General features: G+C 60.1%; 16 protein-coding genes and 1 pseudogene. 11 read left to right on the top strand and 6 right to left on the bottom strand.

Features of this window, described 5'->3' with window-relative positions; all coding sequences use genetic code 11:
- Positions 1 to 9 precede the first annotated feature (9 nt).
- Genes R6258_RS09960 through R6258_RS09950 form a run of 3 tightly spaced genes read right to left on the bottom strand, consistent with a single transcriptional unit; the run spans position 10 to position 3103 of the window.
- Positions 10 to 1014, bottom strand: a complete 1005-nt coding sequence (locus tag R6258_RS09960; RefSeq protein WP_318449717.1) for a TAXI family TRAP transporter solute-binding subunit — start codon at positions 1012 to 1014, stop codon at positions 10 to 12.
- A gap of 54 nt (positions 1015 to 1068) precedes the next feature.
- Positions 1069 to 1923, bottom strand: coding sequence for a citryl-CoA lyase (locus tag R6258_RS09955; RefSeq protein WP_318449715.1), 855 nt, complete (start codon positions 1921 to 1923; stop codon positions 1069 to 1071).
- A gap of 19 nt (positions 1924 to 1942) precedes the next feature.
- Positions 1943 to 3103 (bottom strand): CoA transferase, encoded by a 1161-nt coding sequence (locus tag R6258_RS09950; protein WP_318449713.1) that lies wholly within the window; start codon positions 3101 to 3103, stop codon positions 1943 to 1945.
- A 115-nt stretch (positions 3104 to 3218) separates the two neighbouring features.
- Between R6258_RS09950 and R6258_RS09945 the strand changes: the two genes are divergently transcribed.
- The 10 genes from R6258_RS09945 (at position 3219) to R6258_RS09900 (ending at position 12644) form a co-directional block, all read left to right on the top strand.
- Positions 3219 to 3884, top strand: coding sequence for an IclR family transcriptional regulator (locus R6258_RS09945; protein ID WP_318449711.1), 666 nt, complete (start codon positions 3219 to 3221; stop codon positions 3882 to 3884).
- Between the two features lie 247 nt (positions 3885 to 4131).
- Complete coding sequence (locus tag R6258_RS09940) at positions 4132 to 5115, top strand: Bug family tripartite tricarboxylate transporter substrate binding protein (RefSeq protein ID WP_318449710.1); 984 nt, start codon at positions 4132 to 4134, stop codon at positions 5113 to 5115.
- Positions 5112 to 5567, top strand: coding sequence for a tripartite tricarboxylate transporter TctB family protein (locus R6258_RS09935; protein WP_412176369.1), 456 nt, complete (start codon positions 5112 to 5114; stop codon positions 5565 to 5567). The genes R6258_RS09940 and R6258_RS09935 overlap by 4 nt, the downstream gene beginning before the upstream one ends.
- Positions 5567 to 7090 carry a tripartite tricarboxylate transporter permease gene (locus R6258_RS09930; RefSeq protein WP_318449708.1) on the top strand — a complete coding sequence of 508 codons (1524 nt, stop codon included), beginning with the start codon at positions 5567 to 5569 and terminating at the stop codon, positions 7088 to 7090. The genes R6258_RS09935 and R6258_RS09930 overlap by 1 nt, the downstream gene beginning before the upstream one ends.
- Positions 7091 to 7605: 515 nt before the next feature.
- Positions 7606 to 8964 carry a VOC family protein gene (locus tag R6258_RS09925; protein ID WP_318449705.1) on the top strand — a complete coding sequence of 453 codons (1359 nt, stop codon included), beginning with the start codon at positions 7606 to 7608 and terminating at the stop codon, positions 8962 to 8964.
- 147 nt (positions 8965 to 9111) lie between these two features.
- Entirely contained in the window at positions 9112 to 9969 is an 858-nt protein-coding gene (locus R6258_RS09920; protein ID WP_318449704.1) for a transporter substrate-binding domain-containing protein, read from the top strand.
- 62 nt (positions 9970 to 10031) lie between these two features.
- Positions 10032 to 10700 (top strand): amino acid ABC transporter permease, encoded by a 669-nt coding sequence (locus R6258_RS09915; protein WP_318449701.1) that lies wholly within the window; start codon positions 10032 to 10034, stop codon positions 10698 to 10700.
- Between the two features lie 19 nt (positions 10701 to 10719).
- The gene (locus R6258_RS09910; protein WP_318449699.1) at positions 10720 to 11460 is read left to right on the top strand and encodes an amino acid ABC transporter ATP-binding protein; all 741 of its coding nucleotides are present in this window, start codon (positions 10720 to 10722) and stop codon (positions 11458 to 11460) included.
- Positions 11461 to 11463: 3 nt separating this feature from the next.
- On the top strand, positions 11464 to 12132 hold the full coding sequence (locus R6258_RS09905; protein ID WP_318449697.1) for an amino acid ABC transporter permease: 669 nt from the start codon (positions 11464 to 11466) through the stop codon (positions 12130 to 12132).
- Between the two features lie 83 nt (positions 12133 to 12215).
- A complete protein-coding gene (locus R6258_RS09900; protein ID WP_318449695.1) occupies positions 12216 to 12644 on the top strand; it encodes an AraC family transcriptional regulator in 429 nt (142 codons plus the stop codon).
- A gap of 209 nt (positions 12645 to 12853) precedes the next feature.
- On the opposite strand, the gene R6258_RS09895 is transcribed toward R6258_RS09900, so the two are convergent.
- The 3 genes from R6258_RS09895 to R6258_RS09885 form a co-directional block, all read right to left on the bottom strand.
- Entirely contained in the window at positions 12854 to 13390 is a 537-nt protein-coding gene (locus R6258_RS09895) for a hypothetical protein (protein WP_318449693.1), read from the bottom strand.
- 646 nt (positions 13391 to 14036) lie between these two features.
- Positions 14037 to 15395, bottom strand: coding sequence for a PHB depolymerase family esterase (locus R6258_RS09890; protein WP_318449950.1), 1359 nt, complete (start codon positions 15393 to 15395; stop codon positions 14037 to 14039).
- A gap of 22 nt (positions 15396 to 15417) precedes the next feature.
- On the bottom strand, positions 15418 to 15834 hold the full coding sequence (locus tag R6258_RS09885) for a CopG family transcriptional regulator (RefSeq protein WP_318449691.1): 417 nt from the start codon (positions 15832 to 15834) through the stop codon (positions 15418 to 15420).
- A 136-nt stretch (positions 15835 to 15970) separates the two neighbouring features.
- Here R6258_RS09885 and R6258_RS18870 point away from each other — a divergent pair.
- Positions 15971 to 16264: pseudogene (locus tag R6258_RS18870) on the top strand (LysR substrate-binding domain-containing protein); the annotation flags it as partial.
- Positions 16265 to 16318: the final 54 nt, after the last annotated feature.

The raw sequence follows: 16318 nt of genomic DNA, 5'->3' as shown, positions 1-16318 counted from the left end.
CGAAAAGCGTTATTCGATCAAGCCGATTTCGCGGAAATAGCGCTCGGCGCCGGGGTGCAGCTCGGCCGTCAGGCCCGTTGTCGCCTCGTCACGGCGCAACAGGTTAAGCGCGGCACTGGTCTGTTTGATTGCATCCAGGTTGCTCCACAACGACTTGGTGAGCTCGTAGGCGGTTTCGTCCTCCATGGCCTTGTTGACGACGAACATGTAGGGAAATGTCCAGAAGTTGACGTTACCCTCGGCCTCGACACGACCTTGATAGGCGTTTTCGATCTCCTCGCTGGAAATGGCTTTCAGACGATAATGCTCGCCGGCCGTGATGTGTTCCCTGAACGCTTCCATCTTGTCTTCGCTGGGCGAGATGAAACGCAGGTCCATGGTGCGTGAGGCATTGTCGATGGCTGCCTGAGGCAGGCCACCCCAGACGAACGTGCCATCGAGTCGGCCGTTGGACATCTGGTTGAAGGCATCGCTGTAATCGATGTATTGGGTATCGACGTCTTCGCCGGGCTCGAAACCATAAGCTTCCAGGAAAGCGCCGCTGACTCTGCCGGCATTACCGCCCGGGCGGCCAATGGCGATGCTGTGCCCATCCAGGTCAGCGAAGCTTTCAATGCCCGCATCTTCGCGCACGACATACTGGCCGGCGCTGGTACTGATGGCAAAGAGGCTACGGAGATCCTGATAGGCCTCGGTCAGGCGGTCAGGATCCTGACTGAAGTTACCGCGCTTGTTGACGGCATCGAGATAGTGCGGAGCGCCGATGACCGCGACATCCAGGCGATTGGAAGCCAGCTGGCGCAGGCCGTTGACGCTGCCGTTGTCGACCACGGTAAGCCGGTTGTCCCCGTCGCTCCTGGCCAGTTGGTTCGACCAGGCCACGGCGAGGGCGTAATCATCGGAGGTTTGTGAGGTCGCGCTGACGACCAGGTCATCGGCATGCGCGGTACTCAGACCAATCGTCGTCGTTGCGAGCAGGGCGAGCAGGGTGCGAGGCGTGTTGTACACTTTCATTGTTGGTTCTCCAGAGAATTGCCGATGATGCCTTCGGTGCGTGTTGAAGTTGTTTTATCGAGCGTCGCGTTCGGGAACCGAGCGTGGTGTGGGACCGCCATAGGGCCATAGCCAGCCCTTGGGAATCGGCCCTTTGTTTCGGCCGCCCTGGCACTTCTGTTCCCAGGCGTGGGCGAGTATGCCCACCGAGCGGGACAGGCAGAACAGGCCGCGAGCCAGCGGTGCCGGGAAGCCCAGCTCGGCATAAATCACCGCAGTCGCTCCGTCGATGTTCAGCGGAATCGGCTTGTTTTTCCTGGCGATCAGTTGGCGCTCGATTTCACGGGCGATCGCTACGAAACTGCCTGCCACCTCGTTACGAGCGGCAGCTTCTTCCACCAGGCTCAGCAGCTTCGGACCACGCGGGTCGACGGGATGAAAGCGATGGCCGAAGCCAGGAATGATCTTGGTACGGGTCTGCTGCCATTCGGCAATACCCTCACTAACAGCAGCTTCTAGAGGGTGACCCTCGTTCTGGAGCGCTAGAATCCGTTGGTAGAGTTCGACGGCTTGCTCTCCCGCACCGCCATGCACGTCATCGAGGACGTTGACGGCTGATGCCATGGCATTGTTGAGGCTGCTACCGCAGGTCATGGCCATACGAGCGATGGCGATACTGGGCGCTTGCGGGCCGTGATCGACTGCGCTGACCAGCGCAGCTTCAAGTAGCGTCGATTGGGCGCGGCTCGGTAACTCGCCCCGGGTCATGAGCCATACCATGTCTGCGAAGTTGACCTGGCCGATGAGCTCCTCGATAGGATATCCGCGATAGCGGATCTCCCCTGGGTGCATGTCGATGATGTCGGTTTGCCACCACTGCTGGGCGTGGCGCGGATCAAGGTCCTGTGCTGCGTCATTTGTCTGGGTCATGGGGTCGTCGTCCGGTAGGTCATTCATCGTTAGCGGCATGCGGGGGCAACAGTTCCCAATTGTCTGCTCCCAGGCGTGGCGGCGGGGTGGCAACTCGGGGTGCCTGGCCGTCAATTCGATAACCTCCGCTGACAACTTCCAGGGGGCGGCCCACCGAGCTTTCGTCGAAGCGCTCGATCAAACCGCGGTCACGAACCTGGGGATGGGCCAAGGCTTCGGCAACGCTATACACCGGCCCGGCCGGGACGCCGGCCTCGACCAACGTGCGCCACCAATGATCGGTAGTGCCATTGCCCAGGGCGGCTTCGATGCAGTGGGTCAACTCAGTGCGGTGGTCCAGGCGAGCCTGTCGCTCAGCAAAGCGAGGATCGTTGCACCACTCTGGATGGCCGAGGATGCTGCAGACCGCCTCGAACTGCTCCTGCTTGTTGGCTGCGATGTTGATCAAGCCGTCGCCGGTGCGGAACGTTCCCGAGGGGCTTGCCGTTACGTTGTCATTGCCGAGTGGGCGGGGCTCCTTACCGGCGATGAGCAGGTTGGAGACCGCCCAGCCCATCGTGGCCAGCACCGATTCCAGCATCGATATATCGATGAAATGGGCGCGACGAGGGCGCTCGGCCAAAGCGGCATTGATGGACATGGCTGCCGTGAGGCCGCCGACAGTATCTGCGAGCGGATACCCGACCCGGTAGGGAGCATTGTCAGGCGCTCCGGTAATGCTCATGACGCCTGCCATGCCCTGAATGATCTGGTCGTAGGCTGGATAGTTTGCCAGGGGCCCGTCTTGACCGAAGCCGGAAATGGCACAATAGACCAGCTTTGGATTGACCTCGCGCAAGGCCTCATAGCCTAATTCGAGGCGCTGCATTACACCGGGACGAAAGTTTTCGACCAGCACATCGGTTTCCTTGACTAGTTCAAGGAAGCGGCGACGATCATCGGGATGTTTCAAATCGAGGGTGACTGAACGCTTCCCGGCATTTTGTGCCAGAAAGGAAACCCCCATGAAATTACGGTTGAGCTCGGGATCAGCACCCAACTGACGCGCCAGATCCCCACCTTGGGGGCGTTCGACCTTGATCACCTCGGCACCCAGGTGGGCTAGTTGATGGCAGCAGAAAGGCCCTGCCAGAACGTTGGTCAGGTCGAGAACGCGGTAGCCAGAAAGTAGTGCGCCCATTTGTTTCCCTAGATAGAACAAGTTTCGACTAAGAGAATATGAGGGGCGCATTCTTGTTGCAAGGCAGTTTCGCCTGTCAGAACATTAGTCTTTAGTCCCATTGAGGAGGAACCCTATGAATCAGCGACGCGTCGAGGCCGTCGAGCGGGCGTTGACCTTGCTGGAGGCGTTCTCAGCCGACCGGCGCGAGTTTTCGCTGACCGAGCTGGCAAACGCGACCGGCTTTTACAAGAGCACTATTCTGCGGCTGATGGCATCGCTTGAAATTTTTGGCTATGTGGTGCGTGACGAACGCGGTATTTATCGCTTGGGGCCGGCATTCGCCCGGATGGCGCCGCTGGCAGGCGAGGGGCCGCAACTCGAGAATCTGGTGCGGCCCGTTCTGGAATCGTTGCGGGATGCGAGTGAGGAAACCGCTTCGTTCTACATCCGCCATGGCGACGAGCGGATCTGCCGTTTACGGGAGAATGGTCGGCTGGAAGTTCGCCATCACCTCGAAGAAGGCGTGCGCTTGCCATTGGGGCGAGGGGCAGCAGGGCGTGTACTCAATTATGAGACCCCGAGAGGGCAAGTCTCTGTTTCCAGTGGGGAACGCCAGGTAGGGCTATCTGCAGCAGCGATCGGTATTTATAACTCCGAAGGCGAACTCATGGGCGCATTGGCACTTTCCGGCCCAAGCGAGCGATTCAACGCCTTGGTCCGTGATCGTTACGTTCCCCTTCTGACCCAGTATGCGGCGTTATTGGAGCGGCAATGGCCTAAGGCATTGCGCCCAGCTTGAGTCAGCCCTGACAGACCTATAAGCCAAAAGCCCAACGCCTAGCGGTGTTGGGCTTTTTCATGCTCGGAAGATACCCAGGCCGACACGTTGTGATGGGCGTTGCTATTCAAGCCAGGCGAGCACGCTCTTGCGACTTTAGTTGGTATTTCGCTGTTCTCCATTGACGAAGCGTCAGTCCGCTCTCTAGATTCCCTTCTGTGAAACAGGTTGCATTGAATAGAACAATGATTCGTTAATGGAGCACACCATGAAAAAGGCCCTTCTCAGCGCAGCAGTCGTCGCCGGCGCCGTTGTCTTTCCTTTTGCCGCTAGTGCCTATGAGCCCGAAGGCAAGGTCGAGTGCCTCGCTCCAGCTGACCCGGGCGGTGGCTGGGACTTCACTTGCCGAAGCGTCGGGCGAACATTGGAAGAGTTGAACCTGGTTCCCGGCAGTGTTCAGACCATCAACATGCCGGGCGCCAGTGGGGGCGTGGCCTTTGCCCACGTCATTAGCAAGCGGGCCGGGGACGAGGAGCTGCTCGTAGCTGCTTCAACGGCAACCACGACCCGATTGGCGCAAGGGCAGTTCCGGGGAATGAATGCCGATATGGTCAACTGGATCGGCGCCCTGGGTGCCGATTACGGCATCATCGCGGTGGCCGACGACTCCGCGATCGAAAATTTCGGGGATCTGCTTAGCACACTCAAGGAAGAGCCGAACTCGGTCAGCTTTGCCGGAGGCAGCTCAAAGGGCGGGTGGGACCATCTCAAGGTATTGATGCTGGCAAAGGAAGCCGGTGTAGAAGGCCTGAACCGCATCAAGTACCTGCCTTTTACCGGCGGGGGCGAAGCCATGACCCAGGTGGTGGGTGGCCATATCGATGTTTTCACCGGTGATATCAGTGAAGCCCAAGGGTTCATGGAATCCGGTGACCTGCGCGTGCTGGCAGTCCTCGCCAAAGAGCGTCTGTCCGGCGATCTCAGCGATATTCCCACTGCCAAGGAGCAGGGCGTGGACGTGGTCGGTGCCAACTGGCGCGGCTTCTACATGCCGGCGGATATCTCTGACGATGCCAAGCAATACTGGGTCGATGCCTTGGACCAACTATACGCCAGTGACGAGTGGCAGCGAGTCATGAAACAGAATGGGTTAATTCCTTTCGATGTACAGGGTGAGGAGTTCAGGCAGTTCATTGAGGATCAGATCAACGACATTGAGACTCTCTCCAGGGAAGTCGGGATTATCCAGTGACCCGTCTCAATGACCGCATCTACGGAATACTGATGCTCGTCCTGGCCGTCGCGTACGGCTGGGGCGCCACCCAGTTTCCGGAGCCGTTCGGTGGGGCCGAATCGGTCGGCCCCGAGACCTTTCCCCAGGTGATCGCGGTGGTGCTGGCGCTGTCCAGCCTCTACCTGATCGTCAAGCCGGACCCCGACAATGCCTGGCCCAGGGGGCGTATCGCGCTGGAATTGACCATCGCTGTGCTGGTGCTGATCGCCTACACGCTGCTGCTGGAGCCGCTCGGCTTTATTCTCGCCACCCTGCTGGCGGTGGGTACGTTGTGCTGGCGCATGGGCGCTGCACCCGTGCGCGCCTTCGTGACCGGCGGGGTGGCCGGCGTCGCGGTCTATCTACTGTTCACCTTCGCACTCGACCTGGCCCTGCCGTTGGGTGTGCTTGGCGTGCTGGAGGGAAGCTGATGGAAACCCTGGGCTATCTGATCGATGGGTTCGGCATCGCCCTGCAGCCGCACAACCTGATGTTCGCGCTGATGGGGGCCTTCCTGGGCACCCTGATCGGCGCGCTGCCCGGACTCGGGCCGGCCAACGGCGTGGCGATTCTGATCCCGCTGGCCTTCACCCTGGGCCTGCGCCCGGAAACCGCCTTGATCATGCTCACGGCGGTCTATGCGGGCGCCATGTACGGCGGACGTATCTCCTCGATTCTTCTGAACATCCCGGGGGACGAGCCGGCGATGATGACCTGCCTCGACGGCTACCCGATGGCCCAGCAGGGCAAGGCGGCCGAGGCGCTGGCAATCTCTGCGATCGCCTCGTTCATGGGCAGCCTGATCGCCACGGTGGGGTTGATCCTGCTGGCGCCGCTGCTGGCCAAGTTCGCGCTGACCTTCGGCGCGGCCGAGTATTTCGCGCTATTCGTGCTGGCCTTCGCCACACTCGGCGGGATTACCGGCAAGAATCCGGTCAAGACCATCATGGCTGCGGCCCTCGGCCTGATGATCGCCACGGTGGGCATCGATTCCACCGGTACCCAGCGCTATACCTTCGGTGTGCTGGAGCTCTATGAAGGCGTCGACTTCATCATCGCCATCGTCGGTCTGTTCGCGATTTCCGAACTGCTGTTCTTCATCGAGGAGCGTGCCGGGGGCGGCAAGGGTCCGATGGTGGTCAACAAGCTCAAGCTGTCCTGGAAGGAGGTCCGCGAGATCATGCCGACCAGCATCCGTGGCGGGGTGCTCGGCTTCATCGCCGGGGTCCTGCCGGGCGCCGGCGCCTCGCTGGGCAGCTTCATCAGCTACACGCTGGAGAAGAAGGTCCTCGGCAGGAAGGGTAACTTCGGCACAGGGGATCCGCGTGGCGTGGCGGCCCCCGAGGCCGGTAACAATGGGGCGTCCTCGGGGGCGCTGGTGCCCATGCTGACCCTCGGCGTGCCGGGCAGCGGCACCACCGCGGTGCTGCTGGCGCTGCTGATCTCGATGAATATCACCCCCGGGCCGCTGATGTTCACCCAGAACGCCGATATCGTCTGGGGCGTGATCGCGGCGCTGCTGATCGGCAACTTCCTGCTGCTGCTGCTCAACATCCCGCTGGTGGGCATCTTCGTCAGGCTGCTGTCGGTACCGCCGATGTACCTGCTGCCGATCGTGACCATGGTGGCCTTCGTGGGCATCTACTCGATCAGCAACTCGGCGTTCGACCTGTATTTCATGGTCGCCTTCGGGGTGTTCGGTTATTTCCTGCGCAAGCTGGAGATCCCGCTGGTGCCGATCATCCTCGGCCTGCTGCTGGGGCCGGAGATGGAGAAGAACCTGCGCCACACGCTGGACATCGCCGATGGCGACTGGACCGCGCTGTGGAATAGCGGTCTGGCGATCGGGTTGTGGACCGTGGCGATCATCGGATTGATCCTGCCGGTCATCGTCGGGCCGATCCTGCGTCGGCGCATGCAGGCGGCGGCAGGGCACGGCAATCAGACGGACTAGTTCAGCCGATTCAGAGTTACTGGTACAGCCTCAGCAAACGGGACGTTGGGGCGTTTTCGTGCCGTGCTTGCTTGTCGCGAAAGCGATAATGGCCTGGCCCTGACTTCGGCCTCGTTCGACGACCCCGTACCCAGTTAGGCACGGCGCGTCGCTTCGAGGTGCGCAGGGACAAGAGTTGTACGCCGATTCCCAGCAGGGCAGTGATTCCCGCTCCCACCGATAGCATGTCCACCGGCACATGCACGGCAGGCCGACCCATGGCACTTCCTAAGTAGAGCGCCGATTCGTTCAGCGCAACCGCCAGATTGCTGCGTTGGCCCAAATCGAGCAGGCTGGCTATCGCGCTGTTTTTTTCATCAGGCGCAGGACGCTGGGCTCGCTGACACCGGCAGTGGATGGGGCACGTTACATGCGGGATAGAGATACGCTGTCGACTGGGCTCTTCCAGAGAGCGGGGCTGGTTTTGCAGGGGGCAAAGCGGTCATGATCATCGGCAAGAACCAAGGAGACATGCCATGAACCCGTCTTACGTTTCACCGAACGATATCCGCGACCGCTTCTCCAAGGCCATGTCGGCCATGTACCAGGCCGAAGTACCCCAGTACGAGACGCTGCTCGAACTGGTCGATCAGGTAAACCGAGAAACGCTCGAACGCGACCCGGCATTGGCCGAGCGGCTTTCGAACTTCGATGAGCTGAACCGCCTGGGCGTGGAGCGCCATGGCGCCATTCGGGTGGGGACGGCCGATGAGCTGGCCATGTTGCGTCGGCTGTTCGCCGTGATGGGCATGGTCCCGGTCGGGTACTACGACCTGTCGGAGGCCGGTGTGCCCGTGCATTCCACGGCGTTCCGTCCGGTCGATGACGACGCGCTGGCCTACAACCCCTTCCGGGTCTTCACCTCGCTGTTGCGTCTCGAACTGATCGAGAGCGACACGCTGCGCGAGCGAGCTGCGAAGATCCTTGCCGGGCGCGATATCTTTACCCCTGGGGCACGAGAGATGATCGCCCGGCATGAGTCGCAGGGTGGGCTCAGCGACGAGGATGCCGATCGGTTCGTGAGCGAGGCGCTGGAGACCTTTCGCTGGCACAAGGACGCCACGGTGGACCTGGAAACCTATGAAGCGCTACACGCCGAGCATCGGCTGATCGCCGATGTGGTCTGCTTCCGGGGGCCACATATCAATCACCTGACGCCGCGCACCCTGGACATCGACGAAGCCCAGCGCCGCATGCCGCAGGCAGGCATGAACCCCAAGGAAGTGATCGAGGGGCCGCCGCGGCGCGACTGCCCGATCCTGCTGCGCCAGACCAGCTTCAAGGCGCTGGAGGAACCGACCCGCTTCGCCGGCGAACGCCAGGGCACCCACACCGCCCGCTTCGGCGAGATCGAACAGCGCGGGGTGGCGCTGACCGCGAAAGGCCGCGAGCTGTACGACCGCTTGCTCGGTGAGTCGCGCCGTCGCACGGCGGGGCTGGCCAACGACGAGCATCAGCGTGTCCTGGCCGAGGTCTTCACCGAGTTCCCCGATACGGAAGCGGAACTGCGCCGCCAGAAGCTGGCCTTCTTCGAGTATCGGCTGACCGAGGCCGGTCGCCAGCCGGGCAGGGCGGAGGCTAGCGATATCGAGACGCTGATCGAGCAGGGCCTTGTTGAAGCACGGCCGGTCACCTATGAAGATTTTCTTCCAGTCAGCGCGGCAGGCATCTTTCAATCGAACCTCGGTGGCGATCAGAACGGTGCCTATGAAGGTAACGCGAACCGGGAAGCCTTCGAGGAGGCACTGCAAGGCAAGGTCCTGGACGAACTGGCACTCTACGCCGAGCGTGAACGGACTTCGTATCGATCGACGCTGCAGGCGTTCCAGGGGTGACGTGGACGAAGTGAATCGGGCTATCGGGTGGGCGCCGGCAGCCATGAATCACTCGCAGATGCATACACGCGGCGTGTTGACAGTCGTGAAACGACGCGCTCATATTGATTTGGCGAAAAACAATACTCATCAACACGCGAGACGATCATGAATGGAATAAAAGCATCGCTCCTGCCTGCCGCCCTAATGGGGACAATGGCCATCGGCAGCGGTCTAGCTACGACCGCTTTCGCACAAGATCCTTATACGGTCGGTGTAGAGGCGTCCTTCCCCCCTTGGGCTTATGTGGAAGCGGGGGAATTCAAGGGGATCGCAATCGATGCCATGGAGGCGATAGCCGAGGAAGCCGGCATCGAGATCGAGTTCCAAGACATGCCATTCCCGTCGCTGATTCCGGCACTCGCAGCGGAGAAAATCGACATTCTCGCCACCGGTCTTACGGTTACCGAGGAACGTAGTGAGAATATCGATTTCACCATTCCTTGGTGGGAAACCAACGATGTGGTGCTGGTACCCGAGGATTCCGACTTAAACGTCTTTACCGCTGTGTGTTGTGGGGCTCGCGTAGGCGTTCAGGGCGGCTCTTCCCAGCAAGCCTGGATGGAAGAAAACGTTGTGAATTCAGGCGATATCGATGTCGAGCTGGCCAAGTACGACAATTACGTTACCGCAGTTGATGACATGGCAATCGGGCGCATCTCCTCGGTCATTGTCGACGATACCTCTGCTCAGGAATACATCAACGCGGGTAAGCCAGTAAAAATGGCGGGTAAGATCTTTATTCGTGCCCCGTTGGCACTCGCGGTATCCAAGGGCGACCCTCAAGAGATCCTGGGGAACTTGAACCAAGGCATCCTTGCCATTTACGAATCCGGTGAGTGGGGCAAGATAGTCGAGAAGTACATTCCTGGAGTCACCGTACCTGCGATTCCAGGCCATATGCCCGATTATGTCGACACTTACCAGAAACCGGTGGCCGGTCTTCCTGAGCTCGGTAACGAATAAGTCGCTATGACGGTGGGCGCTTTCCCTGGCGGGAACGCGCCCGTTGCGTTAGGAAAGCCGGTATGGATATCTACGATGTATTGCTTCGCGATTTTCCCTTCCTGCTGAAGGGGCTTGGAGTGGCCATTGTGCTATTGGCCGCTCTGTTGATGATCGGTTTCGTGCTGGGCCTGGGCATCTGCCTGGTCCAGCTCTATGGCCCCAGGTCTCGGCTGGTGCAGTGGCCGCTGGTGATCTACGAGCGCATCTTCCGGGGCGTGCCGATTATCATCATGCTGTTTATCTTCTTTTATGGCATCTCGGGTGTTTGGGACATCTCGGCCTTCGGTGCCGCGGTGTTGGCCATGGGGCTGCGCTCGGCGGCCTACCAGTCGCAGATTTTCCGCAGCGCCTTCCAGTCGGTGCCTGCCGGGCAAATGATGGCGGCCCGGGCCATGGGTATGTCCAAGATCAAGGCGATTCGCTACATCGTTTTTCCTCAGGCGGGGCGGCATGCCATCGGTCCCTGGACAAACGAATTCTCCTCGCAAATCAAGGAGACCTCCCTAGCCTACGTCATCGGTGTGGTCGAGCTGACCCGTCAAGCGCATTACATCATCACCAGCACCCAGGGCAACGTGCTGACCGTGTTTGCCGTGGTGGCGCTGCTTTATTTTATCCTCAATCGGGCGGGCAATAGCCTACTGTATGCCTTCGAACGCAAGCTGGCCGTGCCGGGTTTCGAAAAATAACGCGAGGGGAACACCAAGAATGGCCGACGATCTGATTCTGGACGTGCAGGATATCAAGAAGGCCTACGACGGCTTGGAGGTGCTCAAAGGTATTGGCTTTGGGCTGCGCAAGGGGGAAACCAAGGTCCTGATCGGCCCCTCTGGCTCGGGCAAGAGCACCCTGTTGCGCTGTATCAATTACCTCACGGTACCGGATGCCGGACGCATTTATCTCAATGGTAATGAGGTGTTGGACCGCAATATCGACGCCATGCGAGCACGAATGGGTTTCGTCTTCCAGGATTTCAACCTTTTCTCACACCTGACGGTGCTCGACAACGTGCGCATTTGCCAGGTCAAGGTCAAAGGTACGGACAAGGCGGCAGCTACCCAGCGTGCGCATCGCGAGTTGGAGCGGGTTGGTTTGAGTGACAAGGCTGACGCCTACCCGGCCGAGCTATCCGGCGGCCAGCAGCAACGTGTTTCCATCGCGCGGGCTCTTGCCATGGACCCCGATGTACTGTTGTTCGACGAGCCCACCTCTGCGCTGGACCCGGAATTGACCGGCGAAGTGGTGAGGGTGATGCAGCAATTGGCAGTCGAAGGGATGACCATGGTAGTAGTAACCCACGAAATGAGCTTCGCTCGCCAGGCCGCCGACGAGATCATCTTCATGGAGAACGGGCACATCATCGAGCAAGGACCGCCGGAGGTTATGTTCACCGAATCCACGCATGAGCGTACCCGGGCCTTCCTCAATGTCATAGCGGAGCACGGGTGAGCCATGCGGGAATTCATTGAGTTCGGCATCGAGTGGCTACCCGAGCTGCTCATGGGCGTGCCGGTCACGTTGTCGCTGTGGGTGATTGCCATCACCCTAGGGTTCTTCCTCGGGCTGATGCTTTGCTGGGCCAGGGTCTACGGAAATCGGCTCTTCTACTGGATCAGCACTGCCTACGTGGAATTGTTTCGCGGTACACCAATGCTGGTGCAGATGTTCTTCATCTACCTGGGGCTTCCTCACGTGGGCATCGTTTTTGACGCCTTCACCTCGGCGGTGATCGCCATCACCCTCAACAGCGCTGCTTACCAGGCCGAGTACTTTCGGGGTTCGGTGCTGTCGGTGCCCAAAGGGCAACTGGTGGCAGCGCGATCCTGTGGCATGACTCAGTGGCAAGCGATACGCTACATTCTGCTACCCCAAGCGCTTCGCCGTGTAATTCCTCAGTGGTCCAATGAGGCGATCATCGAACTCAAGTTCACTTCTATCGCCTACACCATCGGCGTAGTGGAAATTACGGCCATTGCCTCGGATATCGGTTCGCGAACCCTGGATTTCTTTATAGTCTTCCTCTGGGCAGGGGGGATTTACTTGGTACTCACCTCCACGGTAGCTAGTCTACTGGGGCTCCTTGAGCGACGCACCTACGTTCCCGGAGTGACGAACGTATGAAGCTTATGTGTCGGTCAAATATCAATGATGGCCACTGATAGCTGGCGGAGTCGGTTTAAAAGAGATGGTTTGAACATTTATGCGTGACCGCCCGGCAATTGTATCAATCGCAGGGCTTGGCAGCATGCCGTCACCGGGACATGGGCGAGAGCAGCCTGAGTCAGATCAGCCGCGCCATTGCCTGGATTCGTAGCCACTATTCGGATCCGCTGCGTATCGAGGCCGTGGCGCAGATCGCCAGCATGAGCCCATCGTCGTTTCACCGCCACTTCAAGGCGGTCACGGCCATGAGTCCGCTGCAATATCAGAAGCGAATCCGCCTGCAGGAAGCGCGGCGCCTGATGCTGACCCAGCAGGCGGACGCGGCGAGTATCGGCTTTACGGTGGGTTATCAGAGCCCGTCGCAATTCAGCCGTGAATATTCGCGTATGTTCGGCGCTCCGCCGCGCAAGGATGCCGAGGCGATACGCGCCACTAAACCTGTTGGAGTCCTTGATTCCGCTGTGGTGTAAGAGCGTCGTGCGACAGGACGCGGCTGTAACGCCCGTCGAGGCTGATCGATCATCGGCTCACCGCATCCGCCTTTAATTCATCGGAAACCGACGTCGAGCTTTCTTGGGTAAGAATTTGAAACGAACACCCCAATCACCTCCATCATGAGGCTTATCGGGGTGTCCGCTCCAATTAGACTACTTCAGCACCATGGAATCATTTCTGATTCTCAGAAGTTGATACCCATGCCGAATGTATAGGCCCAGGCGCCATCGTCGTAGTTATCTTCGGCACTGTCGCTGCTATCGAACAAGAACTGATACTCGGCTCTGGCCTGGATGAAGGTGGTAGGCAAGAGGTAGTACTTGAGGCCAGTTTCCAGGCCGGCGATACCGGTGTCCTTCACGGCGTCACCATAAATACCCCCGAGCGAGGCACCCACGAAAGGTCGGGCCGCGCCTTGGCCGAAGTGGTAATCGGCAAAGCCCCGAGTGCTGCCATTCCAGACGTTGTTATCGCCTTCCACATCAGCAAAATTGACGCTCTGACGAATACCCGCCAGCGTGTGATCCGACAGGTACCAGCCGTAGTCGCCGGAAATACCAAAGCTGCCATTGTCGAAGTCCTTGCTGCTGCTACCGGTACCGGAGAGGGAGAATTCTCTGTCACCCGTCTGCGGGCCCATCTCTTGGGCCATGGCAGGAGAGGCAAGCAGGAGAGAAGCCCCAACCACCACGGGCAGCGAAGCATTTACAAAAACATTCATAATGATACTCCTTGCTAACATCAGCATTTAATGAAGTCTGCTTTCTCTGGTGAGATTGAGACTTCAAGCTCCTTGTCATCCGCACCATGCTGCCGACAACGGCTACTTTTCTTGCTATCGATTCCTGTTTGTCGACTTCTGCCAGATAACCTTACAGTCACTACCCAGTGTAGAAGGCACCGCTATTTTGCAAATAATAATTTTGGCTCTTAACGGCTAGCGTGAAACGGGCGGGAGGTGGAACGAGGGCGGATAGAGAAACGGCGGTAAATTCGCGTAAGCTGATATTCGCCAAAACGTCAGCCTACGGACACCGTTACTATGGGTGCTGCTCCGCTCCGCCTGTTCCGGAAAGGGTTCACCGTCGCCCACCACGAGTATCTGGAGCCCCATAACTGAACCCCTCCCGTCTGCAGTGGCTGCACTGATGCAAGACGTACCTCGCCGGGCGCCCGTGAGGAACCGCTGCTGATGTATCCGGTGGAGTTGGTTGTCTCGGTGCGACGACTGCGCTGCCCTGTCTGTGGCCCGACTCAAGCGTGCGTTCGGTGCGCCACCGGCGACCTGGCGGCGCGAGCAGCGCGCATTGGAGCGATCTTGATGGATCGCTTCTGGCGCCGTACTCACTCCGTCGGCAGGTGACGCCTCAGCTCGCGCTGCGTTGGCCCTGCTGGTGGAGATAGAAGAAGCGCAGCATTTCCCGGGTAGCATCTGGGCCCTTGGGATCGGTATAGCTTCCCTGCGCGCTGCCTCCCGACCACGCGTGCCCCGCGCCCTGTATCCGCCACTGCTCCAGGCGCGGCTCGCCTTTCGCGTCGTGATGCGTGGTGCGCGTATAGGCGTGGCCGTTGGCCACCTGGCCTCGCTCCACCGTGACTCCGGCGTTGCCCTCACGCTCGCTGGCCGTCTCACTCCCTTTACGCGCGGCGGCGTACTGGGCGGCAATGCGATCCGCATTGCTGGGGTGCACGGTGGTGTCGCGATCGCCATGAAAGATGATGGCCGGCACGAGCGACGCCCATCCGCTTGTTCGTTCTGCGCCGCTACCACCGAGTGGCCCCGTGCCGCCCTGCATCGCCCCCAAGGCATCGGGGAGACTCTGCGCCACGCCGTGGGGCAGCCCGGAGTGCACGCCCACCGCCGCGAACAGGTCCGGATAGGTCATCGCCAGGGTCGTCGCCATGGCCCCTCCCGCCGAGAGCCCGGCGACGTAGACCCGGCTCGCATCGAGCCCGTGCGTGTCGATTATCTGGCGGGTCATGCCGGCCAGGATCGCCGGCTCGCCGCCCTCGCGCTGCTGGTCTTCGGCCTTGAACCAGTTCCAGCACTTCGAGCTGTTGGCGGTCATCGGCTGGGCGGGATAGAGCACGCAACACAGTTGCTCTTCGGCCAGCCGGTTCATGTTGGTACCGGCCGCGAAGTCATCGGGGTTCTGCGTACAGCCATGCAGCATGACGATCAATGGCAGTGGCTGACCGTTATGGCCGCTAGGGATATACAGCTTGTAATCGCGCGTGCCGACCTGATTGGTAAAGCGACCGGCAGTGAAAGTGCCGGGCAGTGCCTCCTCGGTAGCGCCCCTGGCATGCGCGGGCTGCGCGCTCTCGGGCTGCGCTCTCTCAGTCTGCGTTAGGGCGCCGCGAAACTTGAGCCACTTGTCACGCCATGCCGAAGGCACGCCGATATCGCTGCCCGGGACTCCCCAGGTTGACGCCTGATTGGCCGGGCCAGCCGCGGAAAAAGAATCCGTTTGCGCTCTCGGTTCATCTGTCCGGCGCGATCCCGAATCAGGTTTCGACGCCGTCATCTCCTCGTCGACGACCTGCCAGCTCCCCTCGAAAGTATTGCCCTTGCGGTAGGGTTTATCCGGCGCGTCTTCCTCTCTCGTCTCATTTTTTCCATCAGGCATCGCGCCCCGCAGGATGGCCATCGCCTCGTGCAGTTTTCCGGCACGCGTGAGCCGCGTGGCTTCTTCCATTCGCTTCGTCATGTTGGCATCGATCATCGTCATGTCCCTATTCAATGATTCAGTGGATCCGGCCAGCCAGGGCGGCCTTGACCGCTTTACTGGCATGCAGGGCGCCCAGCACGACCACCGACTCGATGGTGGCGCGGGCAAGCTCCGGCGATACGTCGTCGGCGATGCTGGCCATGCCCAGCACCTGGATCTGCAGCGTCTCGCCCGCCGCCTGCAGGGCTTCCAGATCCTCGCGGCTGTAATGCTCCAGCCCCAGCACGAAGGCCTTGCGGGTCACGGTCTCCCTGACCGCCTCGGCATGGGTCGCCAACTGGTTGCGGATGGCGGTACGAATCAGATCGGTGCGATTTGAATAGAACCCTTCCTGAACCAGCAGATCGATCTGCCCGAGGTCGACGACCCCCAGGTTGATGGTGATCTTCTCGCTGGAATCGCCGGTCTTGCGGCGCAGTTCATGCACGCTCATGTGTTGTGCCTCGTTGGTCTACTAGCGGAAGCCGTCCGTGTCATACAAGTGGCATCATCCAAATGGAATCCATATACCATCCATACAGATGGTATAATGATCTAGCCGGGGCAAAAGTCAAGCAGCGGACGAGAGAATGCGAGGGACCAGTCATCCCGAGTTGGCAAGGTCAATGTGCGTCCGCGGCCTGGTGCATGAAGCGCAGGAAGCCCTCATGGGGATCCGCGAAGACCGGGCCCTGCCCACAGGCCTGGTCCGGATCAGCACAGCGGTGATGTTCGGTGAGAACTTTCTGGCACCGGTGATTTTGCGTCTGGCCCAGTCCTACCCCGGTCTGCGTTTCGACCTGGTGCTGGGCGATGAATTGGTGGACCTGGTGAGGGAAGGGATTGATTTCGCGACCCCCCTGGGCGAGTCGGAGGATTCGGAAGTGATCGGCAGAACGCGGGGCAGCGCAACCTGTCCTGCTCCTTGCGCAGGCGAT

It is taken from the genome of Halomonas sp. HP20-15, from assembly GCF_033446685.1.
Taxonomy (GTDB): Bacteria; Pseudomonadota; Gammaproteobacteria; order Pseudomonadales; family Halomonadaceae; genus Modicisalibacter.
Note: the sequence above shows the minus strand (reverse complement) of the source record. Positions and strands in the feature narration are given on the sequence as shown.

What these genes read in the sequence shown, in the direction of transcription:
- R6258_RS09930 (WP_318449708.1), top strand. Translation starts at nt 5,567, where the DNA reads ATGGAAACCCTGGGCTATCTGATCGATGGGTTCGGCATCGCCCTGCAG.
- R6258_RS09945 (WP_318449711.1), top strand. Translation starts at nt 3,219, where the DNA reads ATGAATCAGCGACGCGTCGAGGCCGTCGAGCGGGCGTTGACCTTGCTG.
- R6258_RS09950 (WP_318449713.1), bottom strand. Translation starts at nt 3,103, where the DNA reads ATGGGCGCACTACTTTCTGGCTACCGCGTTCTCGACCTGACCAACGTT.
- R6258_RS09920 (WP_318449704.1), top strand. Translation starts at nt 9,112, where the DNA reads ATGAATGGAATAAAAGCATCGCTCCTGCCTGCCGCCCTAATGGGGACA.
- R6258_RS09960 (WP_318449717.1), bottom strand. Translation starts at nt 1,014, where the DNA reads ATGAAAGTGTACAACACGCCTCGCACCCTGCTCGCCCTGCTCGCAACG.
- R6258_RS09925 (WP_318449705.1), top strand. Translation starts at nt 7,606, where the DNA reads ATGAACCCGTCTTACGTTTCACCGAACGATATCCGCGACCGCTTCTCC.
- R6258_RS09910 (WP_318449699.1), top strand. Translation starts at nt 10,720, where the DNA reads ATGGCCGACGATCTGATTCTGGACGTGCAGGATATCAAGAAGGCCTAC.
- R6258_RS09890 (WP_318449950.1), bottom strand. Translation starts at nt 15,395, where the DNA reads ATGATCGATGCCAACATGACGAAGCGAATGGAAGAAGCCACGCGGCTC.
- R6258_RS09895 (WP_318449693.1), bottom strand. Translation starts at nt 13,390, where the DNA reads ATGAATGTTTTTGTAAATGCTTCGCTGCCCGTGGTGGTTGGGGCTTCT.
- R6258_RS09940 (WP_318449710.1), top strand. Translation starts at nt 4,132, where the DNA reads ATGAAAAAGGCCCTTCTCAGCGCAGCAGTCGTCGCCGGCGCCGTTGTC.
- R6258_RS09915 (WP_318449701.1), top strand. Translation starts at nt 10,032, where the DNA reads ATGGATATCTACGATGTATTGCTTCGCGATTTTCCCTTCCTGCTGAAG.
- R6258_RS09905 (WP_318449697.1), top strand. Translation starts at nt 11,464, where the DNA reads ATGCGGGAATTCATTGAGTTCGGCATCGAGTGGCTACCCGAGCTGCTC.
- R6258_RS09885 (WP_318449691.1), bottom strand. Translation starts at nt 15,834, where the DNA reads ATGAGCGTGCATGAACTGCGCCGCAAGACCGGCGATTCCAGCGAGAAG.
- R6258_RS09955 (WP_318449715.1), bottom strand. Translation starts at nt 1,923, where the DNA reads ATGACCCAGACAAATGACGCAGCACAGGACCTTGATCCGCGCCACGCC.